Raw genomic sequence first — 23,771 nt, 5'->3', positions numbered from 1 at the left:
TAGGTCTCCTAACCCGCATGCTTTAATGCACGTGCTTGTTCCACAATTGCAATAAAAGCCTCATTCATATCAACAATATGTTTATCTTTACTTGCCAATTCGCGGACCTGTTGAGGAGAACCTAGGGCTAGTAACTTTCCTGCATCTTGTATAGCAATGCGGTCACAATATTCTGCTTCCTCCATAAAATGAGTGGTAATAATGATGGTAATGCCTTGATTTGCGAGTTTACCAATGCTGTACCAAAATGAACGCCGTGCAAGTGGGTCTATTCCACTCGTAGGTTCGTCTAAAAATAAAATTTCTGGTTCATGTAATAATGCAGCCGCCATAGATAAGCGCTGTTTATAACCACCAGGTAAATCACCACTTTTAATTTGCGGCTTTAAATCATATTGCTGTAAAGCTTTATCAATTTGTTGATCTAGTTTTTTGCCCGATAAACCATAGGCTCCACCAAAAAACTTTAAGTTTTCCAACACAGTTAAATTGCTATACAGTGCAAATTTTTGAGAGACGTAGCCTACTTTAGCTCTTGCTTCAGCACGGGCCGTCCGTAAGTTTTTACCTGCAACTTCTAGGTAACCGCTACTTGCCGGTAGTAACCCACATAACATGCGAAATGTCGTGGTTTTACCAGCTCCATTTGGCCCAAGTAACCCAAAGATCTCTCCACGCTGTACAGTAAATGACGTATTGGCAACAGCAGTAAAATCTCCAAAAGTTCTCACTAAATCTTTAACTACAATGACCGCTTGGTCTGATTGCGAATTATTGTTTTGTTCTGATCGAAAAGTTTGCTGAGAAATAGAGATTTGTTGTTTTTGATTTTGTTGTAACAACATCATAAAAGCATCTTCGAGTTCAGGTGGTCGCCTATTTGCCACTAGCCCCAGAGGTAAAATATTTGTTGATAGTTCTTTTTGGCGGCTAATAAAGTTTACTTGCTCTCCCCTTGGCACTGCATCAATAATCTCTCCAGAATTTCCAAGCAACTGGGCTTGTACAATCCGAGTCTTAATCTGCTCTGAAGGTTTTATTTGCCATGTTTGCTCATGTACTAACGCTTTTAATTGCTCAGGTGAACCTTGTCTTAAAATTTTGCCTTCATGCATTATATATACGTAAGCGCACTTTTCTGCTTCATCCATATAAGCGGTACTTATAATTACACTTAAATTTTCTTCCTGAACAAGTTGTTCAATAATGATCCATAAATCCCGTCGTGATAAAGGGTCTACTCCAACACTAGGTTCATCGAGCAACAGTAACTCTGGGGAACGAACTAGAGTACATGCCAATCCTAGCTTTTGCTTCATTCCACCAGAAAGTTGCCCTGCTAGACGTTGAGTAAACTGAGTAAGATCCGTTATCTCCAATAAACGTTTAAATCTTTGGTTACGTACATTTTTTGGAACGCCGTGTAAGTCGGCATATAAATTTAGATTCTCTTGTACACTTAAGTCTTCATAGAGTCCAAAACGTTGTGGCATATAACTAATACGGTCTTGGACAACTTGAGGATATTTTTCAATATCAAACCCAAGCACATGAAGAGAACCTGAACTCGCTTTATATAATCCTGCAATTAACCTTAATAAAGTTGTTTTACCCGCACCATCTGGACCGACTAAAGCGGTAAGTTCTCCTTTTTTGATTTGCATATTCAAATCAACAATTGCACTAATATCTGCTGAATTTTTATTTTCGGCCTTAAAAGTCATGAATAAATTATGGGCTTGAACCACTGCTTTACTATCAATCATGGGCTTTCTCACTGAAAGCAAGTGGGACTTTTACTGTCACAGGTTGACCCATTTTTAATTGATCATTCGGATCATTTACATACACCCGAACTTCGTAAACAAGTGTTGTTCTAATCTCTTCTGTCTGTACTGTTTTAGGTGTGAACTCAGCCACTGAAGATATATAGCCAATTTTTCCATTAATAGGCTGATTGGGATAAGCATCACGAATAACTTGAGCCGTGCCTCCCATTTTAATTGAACTTAAATCTTGTTCATTTACATACACACGAATCCATTTTGGATTGGTCAAGGCTAATGTATAAACGGCCTTTTGAGCAGTTGTCATGTCGCCAACTTCTTGCAACCGAGCTCGTACCACTGCATTTACAGGAGACCTTAGTTCTGCTTGAGTAAGGTTATACTTAATTAAATCTAAATTAGCCTTAGTCACTTCATATTGTGCTCTGGTTGCTTCACGATCTTCTTTTCGTGCACCTTTAATTAATAATTCTAAATTGGCTTGTCTTTCACGGACCGCTGCCTCAGCACTATGTTGATTACTTTTGGCATAGTCGAGTTCTTGTTGGCTAATTGCTCGACCATCGGTACTACTTACCAAAATTTGTAAGCGTTGCAAGTTTTTATTGGTTTTATCAAGCTCAGCTTGGGCAGACGCAAGTTGAGCTTTTGCTTGGGTGATTTCTTCAGGGCGAGCTCCAACCTCTTGTTTAATAATTGCCTCTTGTTGAGCTTTAAGTTGTGCTTGAGCTTGCTTTGCCTGAATTTGTAATGCATTGGTATTAAGAGTCGCCAGTACTTGACCTGCTTGAACTTTATCGCCCTCTTGAACTAAAAGTTTCTGAATACGGCCAGACTGTTCAAATGCAAGTGAAACTTGGCGGATATCCACATTTCCATATAAAGTTAATACATCATTATCTAATTGTTTTTTATGATTATATCCCCATACCCAAAAGCCGATGGCAACTACAGCTATAACAACTAAAATGCCGGCAATCACTTTTTTATTCATCTTTTTGGCCTTCTTATTAAATTCAAATTTACATAGTTTAAATTCAATTTAAATTTAAATTACCTTAATCTTTGAATAAAAGATATACTTTTATGATGAAATAAAATTAGGTTTAAACATGTCCAGATCTAGACGAAGTGATGGTGATTTGACAAAGACTAAAATTATTGAGGCAGCAGGACCCTTAATCGCCCAATATGGTTTTGCAAAAACAGCAAACAAAACAATTGCCAAAGTAGCAAATGTCGATTTAGCAGCAATTAATTATCACTTTGATGGCCGAGATGGGCTATACCAAGCAGTGTTAATGGAAGCTCATGCCCATTATCTAGATGAACAATACTTACTAGAACTTGTTGAAAGTACTTACTCTCCCGAAGAAAAATTGAGTTTATTACTTGAAACTTTATTACATAAGTTGACGGAAAAAGATGTTTGGCATGGCAAAGTTTTTATTCGCGAACTGTTTTCACCGTCTGAGCATTTATTAAGTTTTATTGAATTAACTGGTATGAGAAAATTTTTTCTTATTCGAAAGTTGATTAGCCAAGTGGCGAACTTAGATGAAAATGATCCGGCCGTTTTACCTTGTATTTTAAGCGTGATGACCCCGTGCATGATGCTTATTATTGCCGGACCTAATGCTCAAGCACCTGAGCCACTTAAAAATATTGCTCAGATGCCCTTACATGATTTAGTTGAACACTTTAAAAAATTTTCATTAGCTGGATTAAAAGCAATTAGCCAATCAAATCTTAAAAATTAGCTATTCAAACATTGCAAAATGGCTTGAACTGGATCTTCTGTATTTCCAGAAATAAGCTGTTTATGCATAGTTAAATGTTGCATTACTTGAATTTGAGCGGTTTCAACATTCATTAGTTTTTCTATTTCAGCCGCTAAATTTTCAGGTGTTGCATCTGCCTGAATCAGCTCTTCAATTACTTTTTTACCCGCGATGATATTTGGCAAGGAGTAATAAGGTATTTTCACCAAGAATTTAGCAATTAAATAAGTTAGCCAATGCAGTTTATAGAAAGTGACCATTGGTCTATGCATGAGCATTGCTTCTAATGTCGCCGTTCCAGATGCTAAGGCAATAATGTCACTCGCGTTCATGACCATACGACCAATTTTCGATTCGCTATCCGTATTTTCTAAAATATGAATTTTTGCTTTTAACTGCGGTGCTAATTGTTCAACCCCCTGCTCAATCTGCTGTTTGCGCGCATCATTAATTGCCGGAATTAAAAACTGAATATCTGGATATTTTGTATGCAAAATATTGGCTGCCCCCAATAGCATAGGAAGAAGTCTTTCTACTTCACCTTTGCGGCTACCAGGCAACAAAGCAATATGTTTTTGATTTTCATCAACACCCAATTCTTGTTTAGCAATTTGAATAGGGTTTTCAAGCGGTAATTGTTTAGCTAATGGATGGCCTACAAATGCCGCTGGAACTTCATATTGTTCATAAAAAACTTTTTCAAAAGGAAATAAGCAAAGTACTAAATCTATACTTTGTTTGATGCCATGTACTCGCCCTTGGCGCCATGCCCAAACTGATGGACTCACATATTGAACTGTTTTTATTGGAAGATTCTTTTCTTTGATACTTTTCGAAAGTCTGAGGTTAAAGTCTGGTGCATCAATACCAATAAAAATATCAACTGGATGCTGAGTCCATTGATTAATTAAGCCATCACGTACGGCGAATAGTTTTTTTAAGTCTTTTAATACCTCAACAATGCCCATCACAGACAGAATTTCCATTGGGTAATAACTGTTAAAACCTTCCGCAATCATTTGAGGGCCACCGATTCCCTCAAATTCAGCATCGATTCCCTGCTCACGAAAACTACGCATGAGTTTTACGCCGAGCGTATCTCCAGAAACTTCTCCAACTACAATGCCTATTTTAAGTTTTCGGTTTGCCAAGGCGATTTACCCAAGAATTTGAAATAATGCATTCTAGCATAGAGGCTTATTAATCTTGAACTTGCCTAATCAATCCCAGCTAAACCTAGCCCTAGCACATCACTATCTAAAATTACATTCATACACTATCTTTTAATCTAAATTAACAATGTTATTTGAATTGTAGCTTACATTTACAAACAATAAAATAAATGAGAATTATTTACATTATCTTTAATCTTATGAATATCCCACCTCGACCATTTAAGTTGTCTGTAATCGCCTGCGCGATTTGTTATGCCAATCTCACCTATGCCCAAGATGCACAGGTACAAGCTTTGCAAACGATTCAAGTCAAAGCATCAAATGCAGAGCAGTCTTCTGAACAGACCAAGGCATATAATGTTAAAAACTCAAGTAGTGCAACCAAGCTTAATATTGAGGCGAAGGAAACACCCCAAACCATTAATGTCGTTACTCGTCAGCAAATTGAAGATTTTGGCCTTACCAGTACTCGTGATGTTTTAAGTAATACACCAGGTGTGACAGTAACTGGATTAGAAACAAACCGAACAACTTATACTGCTCGTGGTTTTGATATTTCAAATATTTTGGTTGACGGAATCGGTATTCCTCAAGTTGATAGCTACAATTATAATAATAGTGATGCAGATAGCTATTTCTATGATCGCATTGAAATTGTAAAAGGTGCTGATGCTCTAACAAATGCTCTAGGTGATCCTGGGGCTACAATTAACTATATCCGTAAACGCCCTACCAAAGAATTTCAAGCAAACGCTGGGGTGAGCTATGGTTCATGGGATACGCAGCGCTATGAAGCTGATATCTCAGGTTCTCTTACACAAGATGGGCGAGTACGAGGACGTCTCGTAGGTTATGAGAAAGTCGGAGATTCTTATCTTGATCGCTATTCAGAAGAAAAAAACGGTTTTCAAGGAATTTTAGAAGCTGACGTTACAGACACTACAAATATTTCAGCAGGATATTCAAAAACTCGTCAATACGCTAATGGTTCGCAATGGGGTGCACTACCCTTAGTTAACTCAAAAGGAGAACCATTAAATTATTCACGCAACTATAATTATGCACCATCATGGACATACTACGATTGGGAAATTGATAATTATTTTGCCAATATTGAACAAAATTTATGGGGAGACTGGAAGCTAAGGTTAGGTTATAACCTCAAAAAATCAGAGGTTAAAGATAAAATGCTTTATCTCAATGGTTCTCCTTCTGCTACAGACAATACATCTGGTATTTCACTATTACCAGAAATTTATAATCAAAAATTTAAAGAAACTACAGCAAATGCAGATATTCAAGGTACGTTTAATTTATTAGGGCAGCAACACGAAGCAAATATTGGTTATAACTGGTCAAAGTATAATGCACAAAGTGTTTATTCGTATGGTAGTAGTTTAGGCGTTATTACTACAGACTTACCAAGCTGGACACCTGAAGAACCGACTTGGGGAGACTTTACCTATGCTGACCCAGAAGAAAGAATAATGAAGTCTGTTTACGGTGCCACACGTCTTCATTTAGGTGAGGATCTGAAATTTATCTTAGGTGCTAACTATACTGAAATCGAAACTTTGGATTATAAAAAGAATAAAGTTTCCCCGTATGCGGGTATTACATATAACTTTACTCCTGAATACACAGGTTATATGAGTTATACCTCTATTTTTAGGCCACAAACGGTTATCGATCTTTCTACTAAACAAACCGCTGTACCAGTAGAGGGTGAAAGTTATGAAGTAGGTGTAAAAAGCTCTTGGTTAGATGGTGCTTTAACTGGAAATATCGCTATCTTTAGAACAGACGAAGATAACTTTGCACTAAACCCATTATGGGATCCGCTCTATAATAAATACTCGTCACCAATAGGAACGATTAGATCGCAAGGGGTTGAAGTTGGATTAACTGGAAAATTAACTGATAACTTAGATTTAGTTTTTGGTTTCTCAACATTTAGTCTAAAAAATATGGAATCAGGTGAAAGAGGTAGACCAAATATCCCAACTCAAACACTTAACGTTTTAGCTTCTTATACTGTTCCCCAAATTCCAAAATTGAAAGTTGGTGCAAGCATTAAATGGCAAGATGATATACATGACACCTCTTACTCAACTGTAAAACAAGATGCTTACGCATTGCTTAATGTTATGGCCAGCTATGATTTAAACGAACATGTAATGTTCCAAGTGAATGGCAATAATCTAACAAATGAAAAGTATTTGACAGGTTTATCTGGTGGTCAGGGTTACTATGGTGCCCCAGCCAACTATACAGTTGCTGTAAAGTTTAAATATTAATAGCGTAGCCAATCCCAATTTGGGGTTGGCTTTCTTTTTTATTTTTTTATGTGTCAGTAAATATGTCCAAAACTTTAAATCTTCCCATGTTATATCGCATAAAAGTTTTCTATCGATTCTTAGTTGTTTTCGGTATGGGTTATGCCTGTATTGCGTACTTAAGTCTTGGACTAACTGAAATTTTCCATTTTAACTTAGACAAACCAGAAGCTATCTATTTGGCGGCCTTTATTTCTATTTTGTTTTATGTATTTTTCGTGATTGTTGGTTTCTGCATCCAATCATTATTGCGACTGACCATTTTATCAATCGCACTATTTGCCTTTTTCTTTATTGTGACACGGACGGTAGGTTATGCATAAAGGTATACGTCAATCTATGGCATGGCTCCACTCGTGGACTGGTTTAATTTTTGGATGGCTCGTATTTGCTATTTTTTTAATGGGAAGTTTGTCTTATTACCGCCATGAAATTAATTTGTGGATGCAACCACCCCTTGCACAATTTGAAATAAAACAAGATGTGGCAATTAAAACGGCATATCAATACTTACAAGAACACGCTTCAGATGCTAAATCTTGGTATTTAACTGTTGCTACACCTGAAAGTCCGGTGAATACGATGTATTGGGAAAAACCAGATGGTAGTTATGGGAATGCAACCCTCGATGCAAACACTGGTCAAGAATTAAAACTTTCTGCGACTGAAGGCGGTGACTTTTTCTACCGTTTCCATTATCAACTTTTTGGTGTCCCGATATTAATTGGGCGGTTAGTCGTATCTTTAGCAGCTTTTATTATGTTGATTGCGTTAATCTCAGGCATTATTACTCATAAAAAAATCTTCACCGATTTTTTTACCTTGCGTACCTTTAAATCGCAGCGCTCATGGTTAGATTTTCATAATATTTCGTCTGTTATTGCACTGCCCTTCTTTTTAACAGTTACTTTTACTGGCTTGGCTATTTTCTTCTATTTATATTTGCCTTGGGGAATGCAAAAACTCTATCCAGAGAATCCCTATCAATATTTCAATGATATACGTATAAAAACGGTCACAGAGAGTACAACACCGCATCCTGCACAGAATTTACCAGTTGAAAAGCTATTAGCCCAACTTAAACAGCGTTGGGGAAATCAAACTTTAGCAACTATGAGTGTTAAAAATCCAAATACGAATCAGGCTCAAATTACGTTCATTCAGCAAGAAGACCATTCTATTACCCGCAATCAAGCACAAATCACATTAGATGCTACAAATGCTAAAGTCTTGGGTGATACACGTAATCATAGTCCTATTGCCACACTTTATGCTGGAGTATATGGTCTACATATGGCAACTTTTGCTCAGCCTCTACTTCGTTTAGGATTGTTTTTCTCTGGCATTTTAGGCTGTGTAATGATTGCCTCTGGCTTGTTGCTTTGGAGCCTTAAACGCCAACTTCAAAATAAAAATAGTAAGTTTCATTTCGGGCACTATTTAGTTGACCGTTTAAATGTCGCTACCTTTATAGGCTTGCCTTGTGCAACTCTTGCTTATTTGTATGCGAATCGATTGTTTACTGTCACGGCCACCACTGTTAATTATGAAATTTATAGTTTCTTCTTCGTGTGGCTCATGAGCTTTATTATTGCGCTCATCACTAAAAAACAATATTTATGGCAAACTCAGCTAGGTATTTTTATTCTACTTTGTATTGCTCTCCCTATCTTGAATATAAGTTATTTACTAAAAAACAATTATATTCAAAACTTTAGTGGTTATTGGGATTTTGCACGTATAGATATATTTTTCTGGTTATTTGCAGCTTTAGCCTTTTTTATATTTCTTAAAATTAAGCCTATTCAACATAAAGCTTCAGATAAAATTCAAAAAAAGCTGAGTAAGTTAAATATTGAGGTGAATTCATGATGATAATTGTTTTTGCCCTAACTTTGCTGGGTATGTATTTACTATTTATGTCGAGCGAAAAATATAGAGCACCGAAGTCGACAGGCAATTTTAAATTATTTGCTCAAAAATATTATTCATTGTTGAGGATATTGGCCTTTTTATTATTTGCTTTGGGTGGGTTTATTCTCATCAAGAAATATGGTTTTTCAATTGGTTTTGTCAGTTGGTGGATCTTTGCAACACCCCTAACCTTTTTACTGATACTTTGGCTTAACCCACTCAAGCCAGCAAAAACTTCATCTAAGTCATCAATTTGAATAAAATTTCCTCAAGCTAAGCATGATTTTAATTGCTTAGCTTTTTTTTGCATAAGTAAATCATTATTCAGTAAGCATCCGGCTAACACAGCCTTACCAAGCGGTCCTATAAGCCTTAATTTAGTTCCCACCTAAAAACAAGTGGGGACTTAATCCATGAACATGGATATATATTCAGCAACACCTCCTGTTGCTAAAAAACGCAGAACATACAGCAAAGAATTCAAACTCAGTATTGTCAATGCCTGTAAAAATCCTAATACCTCGATCGCTTCGGTCGCACTGCAACATAGTATTAATGCCAACCTTGTCAGTCGTTGGATCAGGATCTTCAGCCATCATGAGGGTGCCGTGCAGGATCCTACTCATGTGAATCCAGCATTTATTGCTTTGCCTTACACTGCTGCAATCAGCCAACCTATTGATGAGAGGATCACGTTGTGTATCACCGTGCCTCATACGAATAATGATATTCAGCTAAAATGGCAGACATCAGAAATACCTGCCTTGGCAGAATTACTCAAGGCACTGGCAACATGATCCGTATCAATGAAATTTGGCTCTCTACCCAGCCCATGGATATGCGAGCAGGAATGGATACTGTCATGGCTCAGGTGGTGAGAGCCTTTGGCTACATCAAACCGCATTGCGCCTACCTGTTCTGTAATAAACGTGGTCATCGTATGAAAGTGTTGGTACATGATGGACTGGGCATCTGGCTGTGTGCCCGGCGTTTGGAACAGGGTAAATTTCACTGGGCTCAAGTTCACCAAGGTGAAACCGTGGCCCTCAGCCCGGAACAGTTACAGGCATTAATCCAAGGTTTGCCCTGGCAGAGAATTGGATTGCAGCAAGTGGTGAATATGCTCTAAACCAAGCTCGACCATTCTGCCATCCTCCAAACGTTCTATTTCATTCTCTTCATGACCTCAGGCATACTGCGGTCATGAATACGCTGCCTGACTTAAGCCAACTGACCCATGAACAACTGCTGGAATTCACCAGACAGTTGGCGATGCAGCATCAGTCTCTAGCACAATCAAACCAACAATTGGATGCCAAAGTTCAACATCTTTCTATTCTCAATCAAAAATACGAGCATGAACTGGCGCTGTTTAAAAAGCACAAATTCGCCCAAAAGAATGAACACTTAACGGCAAAACAAATCCACCTATGGGATGAAGCGGTTGAAGAAGATATTGCTGCTGTTGATCTGGAATTAGAACGATTAAATGCAGATAAAACCGATGCAGCGACACAGAAAGCCAAAACCAATAAACCTAAACGTCGACCACTGCCAGATCATCTACACACCATCCGTATTGAGCATGAACCTGCATCAACCCAATGCACTTGTGGATGCCAACTCCGTCGTATCGGCGAAGATGTCAGTGAGAAACTGCATTTCAGACCGGCACAGTTCTATAAGGAACAGCATGTGCGTGGTAAATGGGTCTGTGATCAGTGTGACACTCTGACTCAGCAAGCGATGCCCGCCTATGTGATTGATAAAGGCATTGCTTCACCTGAATTGCTCAGCCATGTGCTGGTATCGAAGTATGCCGATCATTTGCCGCTGTACCGTCAACGTCTGATCTATCAGCGGGCGGGAATCGAACTTTCTAGATCAACTTTATCTGACTGGATAGGTCGCTGCGGTGTAGAACTGGAACCTCTGGCCAATGCCTTAAAAGAGGTGGTGCTGCAACAGCGGGTGCTGCATGCAGATGAAACACCGGTCACCATCATGCGGATGGGTGAGAATGAGAAAAAACCGAAGAAAGGTTATGTCTGGGCCTATGCCACCACACAGTACAATCCAGTTCAGGCGGTGATCTATGACTTTCAGGATAGTCGTTCAGGCCAGCATGCTGCAGAGTTCTTGAAAGGCTGGCAGGGCAATCTAGTCTGTGATGATTACAGTGGTTATAAAGCACGCTTTAAATCAGGCCAGGTCATAGAGGTCGGCTGCATGGCCCATGCACGTCGTAAATTCCATGAACTGCATGTGACCGGGAAAAGTCAGGTCGCTGAACAGGCATTGGTGCTGATTCAGAAACTGTATGCGATAGAAGCAGAACTCAGGAAAAAGACCGATGGTACAGCGGAAGACCGCCGCGAATACCGACAACAGCATAGTCAACCAGTGATGCAACAACTATATGAATGGCTCAACCAACATCATCTGACAGTGCCATCGAGTTCTCCCACCGCCAAGGCCATCAATTACACTCTGAAGCGTTGGCCAGCCTTAAGCCGCTATCTGGATGATGGCAATCTACCGATATGCAACAATTGGGTAGAGAATCAGATGCGTCCCTGGGCGTTGGGGCGCAAGAACTGGCTGTTTGCAGGTTCGCTGCGCAGTGGTCAGCGAGCGGCAAACATCATGACTTTAATCCAGTCAGCAAAGCTGAATGGGCTGGATCCGTATGCCTATTTAAGTGATGTGCTGAAAAGGTTACCGACACATAAAGTGACCCAGATTGAAGAGTTACTGCCGCACTGCTGGAAACCTAAATCGAATTAAAAAATAGGTATGGGATTCAGCGGACGCTTACATTATTCATGACAACTGTTTATCTCTAAAAGGAATAAGATATCTGCGTTTCGTGATAAGTGGCGATAAAGATGTCTGGTGCTTTTGAATTTATCTTGGCAGGTATGTTAGTTGGCTTCTGTGTAGGTATTACAGGAGTTGGTGGTGGATCATTAATGACACCAATTTTAATTGGTCTTTTTAGGATTGAACCGCATATCGCAATTGGTACTGATTTACTTTACGCCGCGATCTCTAAGTTCTGTGGATCGATGGTTCACGCAAAAAAACTCAATATCGTGTGGCCGATTGTTTTATGGCTAGCGGTCGGTAGTATTCCTGCATCTTTTGGTACTGCGTGGGTACTTGAGCATTATTTAAGTCAGTCAACTCATTATAAAGCTGTATTAACCATGGTATTAGGCTTTATGTTGACCTTAACTGGTGTTTCTATCATTTTCCGTACTCGGATTGAAAAGTTCTTTAATAAATTCCGAAATAAAGAGAATACTCAAACTGAAAATGAGCAATTAGCTGTTCAAAATAAACGCACCTATATTGTGATTATGGGTATTATTTTGGGCGTATTCGTAACACTATCCTCAGTCGGCGCTGGTGCCTTTGGAATTATGGCACTTGTAATCATGTTCCCTAACTTACCAATGATTCGTATTATTGGTTCCGATGTCGTACACGCTGTACTCTTAACCCTAGTCGCAGGTCTTGGGCATATGAGTGCCGGTAATGTCGATTTTGTGCTGCTTATGTGGTTATTAGTAGGTTCAATTCCGGCAATTATTATTGGAACATTAATTAGCTCACGTATGCCGGAACGTTTAATCCGTAAAATTTTGGGTATTACACTATTTGCTCTTGGTGTTAACTTTATGGTCCACCCAGTCAAAGCCAAACCAAAAGCAGCTGTGGTACAACAACAAGCAGTAGTTGCTGAAAAAACAGGCAACTCGACCGAAAGATAGCAAAATCAATGGGATTTTTCCAAACTGAATTGCCATGAGATGTAGTATTTTCATAATTATTTCATGGTATATTCAGTACACAAAACAACCTTTAGTATGATCGAACCAGTGACAGCAATGACTACACATTCAAATTCCGTTTCCAAGCCAGATATCGACGACGTTAACATTAAAAGCATCCAAACTCTTGTAACACCAGCTGAGCTTAAATCAGAACTTCCGTTATCTGATGTTGCTTCACAAACTGTTCTAAAAGGCCGCGAAACTATTCGTAATATTTTAGATGGTTCAGATAAACGTTTATTTGTCGTTATTGGTCCTTGCTCTATTCATGATCCAAAAGCTGCTCACGAATATGCTGATCGCCTAAAAGCGCTAAGCGAAAAGGTTAAAGATACTTTATATCTGGTTATGCGTGTTTATTTTGAAAAACCACGTACCACAATTGGCTGGAAAGGCTTAATTAATGATCCGGATATGAATGACTCATTTAACATCGAAAAAGGTTTACGTATTGGCCGTAAACTTTTGCTTGAGTTAAATGAAAAAGGTCTACCTTGTGCAACTGAAGCACTTGACCCTAACTCTCCACAGTACTATCAAGACTTAATTTCTTGGTCTGCGATTGGTGCACGTACAACCGAAAGCCAAACTCACCGTGAAATGTCTTCTGGTCTATCATCACCAGTAGGTTTTAAAAATGGTACAGACGGCGGTTTAACTGTCGCAACCAATGCCATGCAGTCTGTTAAATATGGCCATAGTTTCTTAGGCTTAAATGAAGACGGTCAGGTTTCAATCATTAATACAAAAGGTAACCCTTACGCACATGTGGTATTGCGTGGCGGTAATGGTAAACCAAACTACGATGCTGGCTCTGTTGCAGAAGCAGAAAACGCTTTAGCGAAAGCAAAAGTGAGCAACAAAATTATGATTGATGCAAGCCACGCTAACTCGAATAAAGACCCGTACTTACAGCCGCTTGTTCTTAAAAACATTACTGAACAGATTTTAGACGGCAATAAGTCAATTGTAGGTATTATGGTTGAAAGCCATCTAAAAGGCGGCCGCCAAGATATTCCTGACAATCTTTGTGACCTTGAATATGGTAAATCAGTAACTGATGGTTGTATTGACTGGGAAACTACTGAAAAGACATTGCTTGAAATGCATGAAGCTTTAAAAGAAGTTTTACCAAACCGCTAATTCATCTTTTTGAGATTGAAAATTAAGCCCTCATTTTTTGAGGGCTTTTTTATTTTATTGAGGTGGAATTCAACATCAAACTAAATAAAAATAACTTACGACAAAAGTAAACATCAGTACAGTTTCACCTATTTCAATCGCTGCACCGACGGTATCCCCTGTAATACTGTTAGCGGCAATGTAAAAATGACCCCCCAACAGCATTTGAAAATTGACCCCCTTGGTTAATATAGTGGTCTTTTTGGACTGCTCAACATGTTAACTTTGGAGCAAGCAGTGACAATCCAAATACTTCATCAACAAGGTCAATCTATTAAGGCAATTAGCCGCGAACTCGGTATTTCTAGAAATACTGTGCGTAAATATTTACGATCTCAAGTAACACCTAAATATCAACGAACACAATCTAAAGTGAGTATTCTTGAGCCTTATAAACCGTATTTAATCAAACGTGTAAATGCCGCCGATCCAGAATGGATACCGGCTGCAGTGTTGTATCAAGAAATCTTGCAAAAAGGCTACACGGGGAAAATTAGAACACTACAAAATTATCTCAATACATTAAAGCCAACTAAACAACCAGAGCCGATTAAGCGATTTGAGACTCAACCAGGTCAACAAATGCAGGTTGATTTCACAAAAATTCGACGTCATCACACCACATTAAAAGCATTTGTTGCAACTTTGGGATACTCTAGAGCAACCTTTGTTAAGTTTTATGATCATGAACGTTCTGATGCATGGATTGATGGCTTAGAAAGTGCTTTTCAGTTCTTTGGTGGTGTTCCTAAAGATGTATTATTTGATAATGCTAAGGCCATTATGATTGAACGTGATGCTTATCAAGATGGTCAACATCGCTGGAATGCTAAATTACTTGATTGTGCTAAGAAATATAACTTCCGACCACGTGTTTGTAAGCCATATCGTGCGCAAACAAAAGGTAAAGTAGAACGCTTTAATAGTTATTTGAAATCAAGTTTTATCGTGCCATTAAAAGCAAGTTTAAAGGTGGTTGACCTTAGCTTAGATGTTGATATGGCAAATGCCTATATTGGTCGATGGCTTAGTGAAACAGCAAATCAACGCATTCATGCAACAACTAAAGAAAAACCAAGTACTCGTTTGCTTGAAGAACAACAATATTTTTCTTCATTACCTTTATTTAATGATGGTTCTAAAAAATCTGTAATTGATGATGTTAGCCCATCATCACTCATACCTCATGAGAGTGTTCAACACCCCTTATCAATCTATGATGAATTACTGGAGGTTTCTTAATGAATTTACAGTATGAGCGTATTGAACAGCTTTGCCGTCAGCTTGGTCTACAAACAGTGGCATCACAATGGTCACATCATGCACAACAAACCTTAGCAAAGGATGGCAGTTATGCAGATTTCGTTGAAGCTATGCTATTACATGAATACACAGCCAAGCAGCAACGTAGTCAACAGATTCTTTTACAACTTTCAGGTCTTACTCAAATCAAAACGTTGGAGGCTTATGATTTTAATTATGCTTTAGGTGCTCCAAAGTCGCAGTTGCTTGAACTATTTAATTTAAGCTTTATTCCAAGAGCTGAAAATGTTGTATTTATTGGTGCAAGTGGTGTTGGGAAAACACATCTATCAATGGCTTTAGGCTATAAGGCAATTATGAATAATATTAAGACTAAGTTTATTACTGCAGCTGATTTAATGTTGCAACTTAGCCTAGCTTATCAACAAGGTAAATTAAAAAACTACATGCAACGTGTTGTACTTGCTCCAAAGTTATTGATTATCGATGAAATAGGATATTTACCATTTGGTCGTGAAGAAGCAAATTTATTTTTTAATGTTATTGCCAAGCGCTATGAAAAAGGCAGTACGATTTTGACCAGTAATTTACCATTTAGCCAGTGGTCTAAATCATTCGCAGATGATGTTACTTTGACAGCAGCAATGTTGGATCGTTTATTACATCATTGTCATGTTGTACAAATATCTGGGGAAAGTTATCGTCTAAAAGATAAAAAGAGAGTAGGAATTCAACCACAAATTGAGTCTTAATAAATCATCAAAGGGGTCAATTTTACTTTGCTGTTTTAAGGTAAAAGGGGTCAGTTTTAAATTGCCGTTGACAATACCGCCAATCCTTTTTATAAACACATGTCTTAAATAAACAAGACTGATTAAAAAACTAATGATGGCAATAAGCCCTTGCCACTCCCAATACAAAGGTAATAACAGAACGAACCCAGTTATTATCCATGAAGCAGTTTTGGGTAAATAGTCTGTCAAAGAACGGCCTAAGCCTTTTTCGCGGACATATGGTGTAGTTAAAAACATAATAGATGGCACCACACGCCCAAGGATAGGAATGCATATTAAAAATAAAGATTGATGCTGTTCAATCAACACATAAATCAGTGAAAATTTGAGCAAACATATGATAACTAAGCTGAGGACTCCAATTGGACCACAACTTGGATCCTTCATGATTTGTAAAGTACGTAGTTTATCTCCAAAACCACCTACCCACGCATCGGCAGTATCTGCTAGCCCATCTAAATGCAATCCACCCGTTAGCCAGATCCATAAAGCGAGTACGATTACCGCAAGTAAAAGAGCGGGTAATTTAACAAAAATACAGGTAACAAGAAAAAGTATGCCCCCAATAATCAGACCAACTAGAGGATAAAACAGAATAGCTCGACCATTTTGTTGCGCCGTTGGTATTGTTTTTAGCTCAATAGGCAGAACAGTTAAAAATTGCAATGCTATCCAAAAAGGTGTCATATCCAAGTCTCTAACTGGTCTATATTTAAAAACAAATTGAATTATGAAGAAATAAAAATGGGAATAGCAATCCCTATTCCCATTAAAGACTTCAAAAACTGAAAATCTATTGCATTTGATAGCACTGTTTCAATTTGATGTAGTCGTAGTAAAAACTGGTTGGTGTATAACGTGCATAGTTACATGCAGATTTGAACAAAGTTTCTTTTTCGTTATAAAGCATTTTTACCAAAGTATTGCCTTGGCTATTTTGGTAAATATCCCACTGTACATTTGCCGCCATAGGTGAAACTACTTCACCACGCCATGCACTTGTCGAGTAATTATAAGTCTGGCGTAGTGGTAACGGCTGCATCATATTATGCAAATCTAAGCTAGTTGCTAAAGGAATAATAATTTCAGCATGGGCAAAACGTAAAACTGCTTTGTAAGGTTGAGCTTTATTCACTACGGCGTCAACTTGTTGGAACAGATCCTGTTTAAGTCCTTGAGCGATTTCACTGGTGACTTTATTTGATTCTGTAAAGCTTGGGCCTTTTTCGTAAAAATCATTGGCGTCATTAAATTCAGCATAAAATTTTGCGGCTTCCAAAGGCATATATTTATCAAAATCAATACCTTTTAACTCATCTTTCATACCACCAGAAATTGAATAGAGTTCATAAATATAAGCCGCTGCATCAACTGCGCTGGCAATTGTATTTTTCCCCTTACCTTTTTCTGTAATTTGCTCACCTTTCGGCGAAGTTACGGTAAAGGATCCGTTATTGCTAAAGCTATAACCCGTGGTACCAAGCTTTTTAATGAAGTCAGCTTTAAAAATCGGGCTGAGTACCATTTGGGCAGTTTTTTCAGCCTGAGTATTTTTAGATAACTCATCTAACTTTTGAGCTAAATCTTTATTATTTTCTTCAAAATCTTGATAAGCCTGACTTGCATCATAAATTTTTTGTTGGCTAACACTCAGTGGTTGAGCTAAGTCTTCGTCTGCATTCAAGCTATGAAAATAAAGTTTAAAACGATCAACGCCACCATCTTCAAAACTTGGCACGCTTTCACTCGATAAATTGGTATAAGACAATGGAACAATTTTATCTTTCAGTTGGGGTTGTTGTTTAATGAGTTCAGCAGTGAAAAATTTAGCACTATCTACCGCACGATCCACCCCAGAACTTTGTACCAATATAGACGCCTGCGTATTTAAAAGAGTTGGTAAGCGCTGTAATAATCGATCGGCAATACCGCGGTGTTCTAAAATACCAGTCATGGTTTCATTTCCATAACCGTACTGACGGATCCCTTCAACACCATAACCTAACAAAATATTAGCTTTCATCATTGCTTCTAAATCAGCACCTAATTGCTCACCTAGTGGCGTTAAGGCATTTTCAGCTTTCGCCTGTTTCCATAAATTATAAAGTGCTAAATCATATTTCAGACTTGATAAACCTCTCGAACCGTGACGTGCCACTAACTCTGTAAAAACTGGCTGGAACCCAGTCGGCGCTTGTTCATAGCTTTTTAAGTCTTGTTGAGGTTGGTAAGGCGTTTTCGTTTGATAATATTTTGATGGGTTTGTAGATGGTGCAGTTTGAGCTTCTTGATCATCATTGTTATTACAAGCCGCGAGTAATAATGATGCTGCAAGCACAGTTGTTTTAAATAAAATATTCATAAGCCAGATGTATGGTTAATAAGAAATGCCAATAGCTTAGATACTAGCAATGACAGTTCTATTACACAGACTAAAATAACATTTTAAAAATAATAACTTACAAGTGTATAAAAATATAAAACTACTATCTCAATATAAAAGTTAATTGACCATCTGCTTCAGAAAATTTGAGTGAATATAATTTTCCAAGCTCTGCCGGCATTTTAAGTAAGTCATCTAGAGGCTGTTGTCTGGCTAAACAAGCCAATAGCTTAATCACACCGCCATGAGTAATAACTAAAGCATGCTGTAAGTTTTGCTTTTGCATATACTCCAGCAAATCCTGAAAACCTTTAAGAACCCTTGTTTGAAACTGGTTTAATGTTTCTGCGTGAGGTGGACAATATTGACTTGGTTTTTGCCAAAAGTTTGCCAGTAATTCGGGTGAGGTTTCATAAATTTGCTGAGTTGAGATGCCTTCCCATTCACCAAAATACATTTCTTTTAAGTCATGATTTAGAAGTAAAGGGAGTTCTGCTGTTTTGGCCAGTTGCTCGGCAAAACAAGCACAACGTTTTAATGAAGAACTTACAATGACATCCCATGTCTGGTTTGTAACTTGCTCAATGGTTGCCTGCATTTGCTGCCAACCTTTTGCTGTTAACTCATCATCTAAATGGCCACGTAAAGTATGGCTATATTGACTTTCGCCATGTCTGAGCAAATCAATCCTAAATTTAGCCAATTTTATTTCCGCTTACAGCCGCTTGAGCGAAGGTAGCCATTTGGTTATGTAAAGCGCAAGCCATTTTAACCAATACTAAGGCAGTACCAGCACCGCTACCTTCACCCAAACGCAAATTCATTTTTAAAATTGGCTCAGCATTGAGTTCTTGTAAAATACGACGGTGTCCATATTCAGCCGATTGATGACCAAAAAGCATCCAGTCACGCACTTGAAGATTCATCCGCACCGCACATAAAGCGGCTACAGAACTAATAAAACCGTCTACAATCACAGGTAAACCCACCTGCGCACAGCGAATGTAAGCACCGACAATTGCCGCAATTTCCAAACCACCTACAGCACATAGTGTTTTGAAGACATCACCAATGACATGTTTATGATGAAGTTCAATTGCTTTTTCAATTACTTCAATTTTATGTCTTAACTGATCGGCACCAATTCCTGTACCTACTCCAGTCAATTGCTCGGCAGTATCATTTAATAAAAGGCATGCTAAAGCAGAGGCAGAACAGGTATTTCCAATCCCCATTTCACCCGCAATATAAATATCTGCTCCATTCGCTTTAGCAGTATCTACACTTTTTTTCCCTAACTCTAAGGCAGCACGGCACTCGTCAGCATTCATTGCAGCTTGTTTGGCAAAATTTGCTGTGCCAGCACGAATACAATGACGTTCAACACCTGCATATTCGTATGCTTCGCCTGCTGTACCGCAGTCAATCACTTGCAAATGAGCTTGATGATATTTGGCAATGACACTAATTGCCGCACCGCCAGTTGTGAAGTTTTGCAACATTTGACGGGTAACAGCTTGGGGATATGCAGAGATATTTTCTTCAACTACACCATGATCACCTGCAAAAATTGTGATCCATGGATGGCTAACTTGTGGATGTGCATTTGACTGTAAACTGGCAAGTGTAATTGCAATTTGCTCTAGATCGCCTAAGGCACCTGTAGGTTTGGTAAGTTGGAGTTGATGTTGCTCAGCTTGTTGTTTTGCATCTAAATTAGGTTGCTGTACGGATTCTAACCACCAGTTCATTTTACTTATCACCTTTTAAAATCATTGGAAAACCAGCCACACAAAACACAACTTTATCTGCAATTTGTCCTAAAGCCTGATGTAGCCTTCCTGCTTCATCGACAAAACGGCGGCTAATTTCACCAAGTGGCACAACGCCTAACCCCGTTTCATTACTTACTAAAATGATTTCTGACTCGAGTGTGGGTAAAACTCTTAACAGTTGCTCACACTCAAATTGTTGAATGTTTTGATCTTCTAAAAGTAACAAATTGGTTAGCCAAAGTGTTAAACAATCCACCAGAATAATTTGGTTAGGTCGATCAATTTCTTGCAGAGTTTTTGCTAAAAATAATGGTTCTTCAACCAAAGACCAGTGAGCAGGACGCTGATTTTGATGATGGACGATTCGGCTTTGCATTTCTGGATCAAGCGCTTGCGCCGTAGCCACATAAGTGACAGCTAATTGCATAGATATGGCCGTTTGTTCAGCCAATCGGCTTTTGCCAGAACGGGCACCACCTAAAATCAATTGCAACATGAATCACCTAAAAACAAATGCTGATACGAATACAGCTGACCTTGTAAAGTTTGAGCCTGATAATAGCCAAAGCTTAAATGCTCAACTTTAAGATCAAATTCAGCCTGTGTGTATTGTACAGGTAATTGAGAAATTTTTTGTAAAATCAAATTACTACTATAGTCTTTCTTATACAAACCCAATGTAATGTGCGGGCAATAATCTAAAGCGGCAATTTCATTAGAAACTGTACCTAATTTTTGCCGTATGAGAGATAAGTTATTTTCGGTGTCTTGGACTTCTACAAATAAAGCACTACTAAAACTATCAACTGATCCAATTTTTAATTGAAATGGTGCAATATCTTCTTTTCTTAAAATTTCCCTTTGCTGCACAAAGCCACTAAAACAAAAGTCATCATCATGAACTTTATTTTCATGGGTCAAGAATCCACATATAAACAGCGTGACATGATATTGACGGTGGTTAGGTGCTACTAAAAATTCTGAAAAATGCGCACGCAATTGATCTAGATAATGAACTAATTTCTGATCATTAATTTCTAGATACCACAATGCGTAATTTTGACGCCCAAGGTGCCATTCGGGATAATCCCGTATAGGTGTTGGCACCATGAGTGTGGAGGGTTTTAACAGCACAGTTTTAATTCAAAATTATTCAAATTTTGTATTAAAACATGTTTGTCTTTCAATTGTTGAGGTTAATTCAATAAGCAAACTCAAACATATTGATTTGATGTAGTTTTGGTATTGTTCAGCTTAATGTCCAAAGGTTGTTTACCTTGTTCAGAAAACAAATATTGGATAAGTTGAACCAATTCAGCTTCAAGCTGTCTTCTTTGAGTTGTACCCAAGTCTAGGTTCTGAATTTGTTGCTGCAGATGTTCAACAGCTTTAGTCTCTTCAATTTCTAAAAATTGAATCGCATAGGCATAACCTAAAGCAGCACCTTTTAATAAATTTTTATAAGACAAATCATGACGAATATTCACTGCAATTGATGCCATGACACGTTCATTATGATTGAGTTTGCGTAGTGGATCTCTAGCTACGCGTTGACAAGGATCTTTAAATGCATATTCACATGAGTCTAGAAAACTTTGTGACATTCGATCCAGATCTTTTGCATAGTTAGGTAATACAATAGCAAGTCCCTGCTTCACTTCTACAATTAAGTTCTCTGCAAATGCTTTAACTAAATGATCACCCATGGCAACACCAATAGATTCATAACCCATTAAAGATGCATACCAAGCAAGCATTGCATGTACACCATTCCATAAACGATTTTTAATGAGTTGAATGTCAGTAATTTGGTCAACCAATACCACCTGACGCAACTTTTCAAGTAAAGGACTGCCTTTCTCTACATAGATTGGCATATCAGTTTCGCTATGGAACAAGATTAAATCCATGCTTTGTAAGATATGTCCCGGCTGGAAATTACGGCGCATGTTATCAACATAGATAGAAGCCTGATTTAGTTGATCTGGAGTTAGTTTATTACAGTCTTCAATTTCGATTTGGTCTTCTTGCTCCACATCTTCTAAATGCTGTTCAAGAAAATTATGTTTAATACGAAGTTGACGATATAAATTCTGATTAGAAAGTTTTGAAACCATGCGATTAACTACGGTGTCGCAAAAGTAATGCTCTTTTAAAATATGCTCGGTTACATCTTCATCGTTGGTTAACTCTAATAGAGCTTCTTTAAGATGCTTCATAACCAAATATTTCGCACCAACCTTATTTAAAATAATTAGAAAGGTTAAAGGTTCTATACATGTTTCAAGTTGCGAATTAAAACGCGCATATAACCCTTTTGCAATTATCTTTGATTCAGATTTGATCGCTTGCTCAGGCAAACATAATGCAATCAAACTTGAATGAGTATACATCTCTAACATTTGTTGTTCATTGTCAGAATCAACAATGGTCATATTCTCAATACGTTCATCATAAGAAAATTGCCCATAGCGAATACTATAGGTTCCAAACGCATTTACAGCTTCGCGGAAAAGACTATTTCGTGTTGACGCAATTATACGTTTTGGTTTCGTATATCCATCCCAATGCGACAAGATCTGCGCTATATAACCACCGCCAATAGCACCGAAACCATGTATTCCAACAGTAAGCTGATTCAGACTTTGCGGAAAAGGTTCCTGTATCTCTGGCATATCCATAACGGAAATAAATTGGTCAAGGTCGGTTAAAAAGTCATACATCTGGTCATAATAAAAATGCGCTTTTTCCAGCATTTCATCATTTGGTTCTTTAATATCTTTTAATAAAATCGTTAAACCTTTCGATGTATGTGCTGAAGTTAAACCATTTTCCGAATCTTCAAACATAAGACACTGGTTAGCGTCTAAATGAAGTTGACTAGCCGCTTTTAAAAAGATTTCTGGATGTGGCTTCCCTTGTTCTACTTCATCCCCACAAGTAATGACATCAAAAAATTTATAAACATTTGCATTAATTAAATATTCTTCGGCAATTGCTCTGCGGCTTGAAGTAGCCACAGCCATTCTTAAACCAGATTTTCTTAAACGCTCTAGAACTTGAACCAAACCTTTTTTAATAGGCACGCCGTGTTTTCGAATATGTTCTAGTTCCATCTCATCGGCACGTTTTCGAATTTCCTTATATGGAACATCTACTCCGTATAAACGTTGTGCAAGCTTTTCCGCTGTAGTCGCACTTAACCCCAAACATTGCATTAAATATTCGTGTGAAAACTCCTGCCCAATGAGTTCTTGAGATGCCTGTTGCAATGTTTGAAACCGCAACCGTTCAGTATCAAACATTGTCCCATCCATATCGAAGATAGCTCCATGAACAGGTTTTCCATGAAAAATAAGCACGTTTTTACCTCTTTTTTGATCGTGTTTTATTCAGGGTATACAAAAAATTGCTAAAAAAGGCAGGATGATAATAAATGAAACATTAGTGGTTATTTTTTAATCAAAAATATAAGCAATCTGTTACTGAGAAGAGTTAAAAACTCAAAAAGGTTGAACAATATAGATAATTCTGAAACTGAG

The 23,771-nt window shown here is 38.0% G+C and carries 22 protein-coding genes and 1 pseudogene; 12 read left to right on the top strand and 11 right to left on the bottom strand.

Annotated features, from left to right (window positions below; genetic code table 11):
* Nucleotides 1–8: 8 nt before the first annotated feature.
* Both EGS71_RS01880 and EGS71_RS01875 read right to left on the bottom strand, forming a co-directional pair.
* Complete coding sequence (locus EGS71_RS01880) at nucleotides 9–1,766, bottom strand: ATP-binding cassette domain-containing protein (RefSeq protein WP_000567293.1); 1,758 nt, start codon at nucleotides 1,764–1,766, stop codon at nucleotides 9–11.
* On the bottom strand, nucleotides 1,759–2,781 hold the full coding sequence (locus EGS71_RS01875) for an HlyD family efflux transporter periplasmic adaptor subunit (protein WP_001036885.1): 1,023 nt from the start codon (nucleotides 2,779–2,781) through the stop codon (nucleotides 1,759–1,761). Before EGS71_RS01875 ends, EGS71_RS01880 begins: the two co-directional genes overlap by 8 nt.
* A gap of 118 nt (nucleotides 2,782–2,899) precedes the next feature.
* Between EGS71_RS01875 and EGS71_RS01870 the strand changes: the two genes are divergently transcribed.
* Nucleotides 2,900–3,547 carry a CerR family C-terminal domain-containing protein gene (locus tag EGS71_RS01870; protein ID WP_000091623.1) on the top strand — a complete coding sequence of 216 codons (648 nt, stop codon included), beginning with the start codon at nucleotides 2,900–2,902 and terminating at the stop codon, nucleotides 3,545–3,547.
* On the opposite strand, the gene lpxB is transcribed toward EGS71_RS01870, so the two are convergent.
* Nucleotides 3,544–4,719 carry a lipid-A-disaccharide synthase gene (gene lpxB, locus EGS71_RS01865; protein WP_000013431.1) on the bottom strand — a complete coding sequence of 392 codons (1,176 nt, stop codon included), beginning with the start codon at nucleotides 4,717–4,719 and terminating at the stop codon, nucleotides 3,544–3,546. The genes EGS71_RS01870 and lpxB overlap by 4 nt on opposite strands.
* Nucleotides 4,720–4,940: 221 nt before the next feature.
* On the opposite strand from lpxB, the gene EGS71_RS01860 reads away from it, so the two are divergent.
* From EGS71_RS01860 to EGS71_RS01820, 9 genes are all read left to right on the top strand, one after another.
* On the top strand, nucleotides 4,941–7,040 hold the full coding sequence (locus tag EGS71_RS01860) for a TonB-dependent siderophore receptor (RefSeq protein ID WP_001025126.1): 2,100 nt from the start codon (nucleotides 4,941–4,943) through the stop codon (nucleotides 7,038–7,040).
* Between the two features lie 62 nt (nucleotides 7,041–7,102).
* Nucleotides 7,103–7,402, top strand: a complete 300-nt coding sequence (locus tag EGS71_RS01855; RefSeq protein WP_000047699.1) for a hypothetical protein — start codon at nucleotides 7,103–7,105, stop codon at nucleotides 7,400–7,402.
* Nucleotides 7,395–8,951: a PepSY-associated TM helix domain-containing protein gene (locus tag EGS71_RS01850; protein ID WP_000548733.1), complete on the top strand. Its 1,557-nt coding sequence runs from the start codon at nucleotides 7,395–7,397 to the stop codon at nucleotides 8,949–8,951. Before EGS71_RS01855 ends, EGS71_RS01850 begins: the two co-directional genes overlap by 8 nt.
* Complete coding sequence (locus tag EGS71_RS01845) at nucleotides 8,948–9,250, top strand: hypothetical protein (protein ID WP_000972773.1); 303 nt, start codon at nucleotides 8,948–8,950, stop codon at nucleotides 9,248–9,250. The genes EGS71_RS01850 and EGS71_RS01845 overlap by 4 nt, the downstream gene beginning before the upstream one ends.
* Before the next feature lie 156 nt (nucleotides 9,251–9,406).
* Nucleotides 9,407–9,790, top strand: coding sequence for a transposase (locus EGS71_RS01840; RefSeq protein WP_001055589.1), 384 nt, complete (start codon nucleotides 9,407–9,409; stop codon nucleotides 9,788–9,790).
* Nucleotides 9,787–10,122 (top strand): IS66 family insertion sequence element accessory protein TnpB, encoded by a 336-nt coding sequence (gene tnpB, locus EGS71_RS01835; RefSeq protein ID WP_000619347.1) that lies wholly within the window; start codon nucleotides 9,787–9,789, stop codon nucleotides 10,120–10,122. The genes EGS71_RS01840 and tnpB overlap by 4 nt, the downstream gene beginning before the upstream one ends.
* A gap of 74 nt (nucleotides 10,123–10,196) precedes the next feature.
* Nucleotides 10,197–11,780 (top strand): IS66-like element ISAba25 family transposase, encoded by a 1,584-nt coding sequence (locus EGS71_RS01830; protein WP_001094424.1) that lies wholly within the window; start codon nucleotides 10,197–10,199, stop codon nucleotides 11,778–11,780.
* Between the two features lie 101 nt (nucleotides 11,781–11,881).
* A complete protein-coding gene (locus tag EGS71_RS01825; RefSeq protein ID WP_000011876.1) occupies nucleotides 11,882–12,769 on the top strand; it encodes a sulfite exporter TauE/SafE family protein in 888 nt (295 codons plus the stop codon).
* Between the two features lie 96 nt (nucleotides 12,770–12,865).
* A complete protein-coding gene (locus EGS71_RS01820; RefSeq protein ID WP_000572397.1) occupies nucleotides 12,866–13,975 on the top strand; it encodes a 3-deoxy-7-phosphoheptulonate synthase in 1,110 nt (369 codons plus the stop codon).
* 75 nt (nucleotides 13,976–14,050) lie between these two features.
* On the opposite strand, the pseudogene EGS71_RS01815 reads toward EGS71_RS01820, so the two are convergent.
* Nucleotides 14,051–14,140: pseudogene (locus EGS71_RS01815) on the bottom strand (adenosylcobinamide-GDP ribazoletransferase); the annotation flags it as partial.
* Nucleotides 14,141–14,230: 90 nt separating this feature from the next.
* Here EGS71_RS01815 and istA point away from each other — a divergent pair.
* Both istA and istB read left to right on the top strand, forming a co-directional pair.
* Entirely contained in the window at nucleotides 14,231–15,256 is a 1,026-nt protein-coding gene (istA, locus tag EGS71_RS01810) for an IS21-like element ISEc57 family transposase (protein ID WP_002009888.1), read from the top strand.
* Nucleotides 15,256–16,029 carry an IS21-like element ISEc57 family helper ATPase IstB gene (istB, locus tag EGS71_RS01805; protein ID WP_001053381.1) on the top strand — a complete coding sequence of 258 codons (774 nt, stop codon included), beginning with the start codon at nucleotides 15,256–15,258 and terminating at the stop codon, nucleotides 16,027–16,029. Before istA ends, istB begins: the two co-directional genes overlap by 1 nt.
* On the opposite strand, the gene EGS71_RS01800 is transcribed toward istB, so the two are convergent.
* From EGS71_RS01800 to mtlD, 7 genes are all read right to left on the bottom strand, one after another.
* Complete coding sequence (locus EGS71_RS01800) at nucleotides 15,982–16,758, bottom strand: adenosylcobinamide-GDP ribazoletransferase (protein WP_171252302.1); 777 nt, start codon at nucleotides 16,756–16,758, stop codon at nucleotides 15,982–15,984. The two genes, istB and EGS71_RS01800, sit on opposite strands and share 48 nt — an antisense overlap.
* Before the next feature lie 106 nt (nucleotides 16,759–16,864).
* On the bottom strand, nucleotides 16,865–18,433 hold the full coding sequence (locus tag EGS71_RS01795; protein WP_001023038.1) for a histidine-type phosphatase: 1,569 nt from the start codon (nucleotides 18,431–18,433) through the stop codon (nucleotides 16,865–16,867).
* Nucleotides 18,434–18,557: 124 nt separating this feature from the next.
* Complete coding sequence (locus EGS71_RS01790; RefSeq protein WP_001051572.1) at nucleotides 18,558–19,157, bottom strand: histidine phosphatase family protein; 600 nt, start codon at nucleotides 19,155–19,157, stop codon at nucleotides 18,558–18,560.
* Nucleotides 19,150–20,205: a nicotinate-nucleotide--dimethylbenzimidazole phosphoribosyltransferase gene (gene cobT / locus EGS71_RS01785; protein ID WP_001104719.1), complete on the bottom strand. Its 1,056-nt coding sequence runs from the start codon at nucleotides 20,203–20,205 to the stop codon at nucleotides 19,150–19,152. Before cobT ends, EGS71_RS01790 begins: the two co-directional genes overlap by 8 nt.
* Nucleotide 20,206: 1 nt before the next feature.
* A complete protein-coding gene (cobU, locus tag EGS71_RS01780) occupies nucleotides 20,207–20,725 on the bottom strand; it encodes a bifunctional adenosylcobinamide kinase/adenosylcobinamide-phosphate guanylyltransferase (RefSeq protein ID WP_000939711.1) in 519 nt (172 codons plus the stop codon).
* Nucleotides 20,713–21,339, bottom strand: coding sequence for a 2'-5' RNA ligase family protein (locus tag EGS71_RS01775; protein WP_000249268.1), 627 nt, complete (start codon nucleotides 21,337–21,339; stop codon nucleotides 20,713–20,715). The genes cobU and EGS71_RS01775 overlap by 13 nt, the downstream gene beginning before the upstream one ends.
* Nucleotides 21,340–21,443: 104 nt before the next feature.
* A complete protein-coding gene (mtlD, locus tag EGS71_RS01770) occupies nucleotides 21,444–23,591 on the bottom strand; it encodes a bifunctional mannitol-1-phosphate dehydrogenase/phosphatase (protein ID WP_002015681.1) in 2,148 nt (715 codons plus the stop codon).
* Between the last annotated feature and the right edge of the window lie 180 nt (nucleotides 23,592–23,771).

This window comes from Acinetobacter sp. FDAARGOS_559 (assembly GCF_003940475.1).
GTDB lineage: Bacteria > Pseudomonadota > Gammaproteobacteria > Pseudomonadales > Moraxellaceae > Acinetobacter > Acinetobacter baumannii.
The sequence above is the reverse complement of the archived record's forward strand: the minus strand, read 5'-3'. Positions and strand labels throughout refer to the sequence as shown.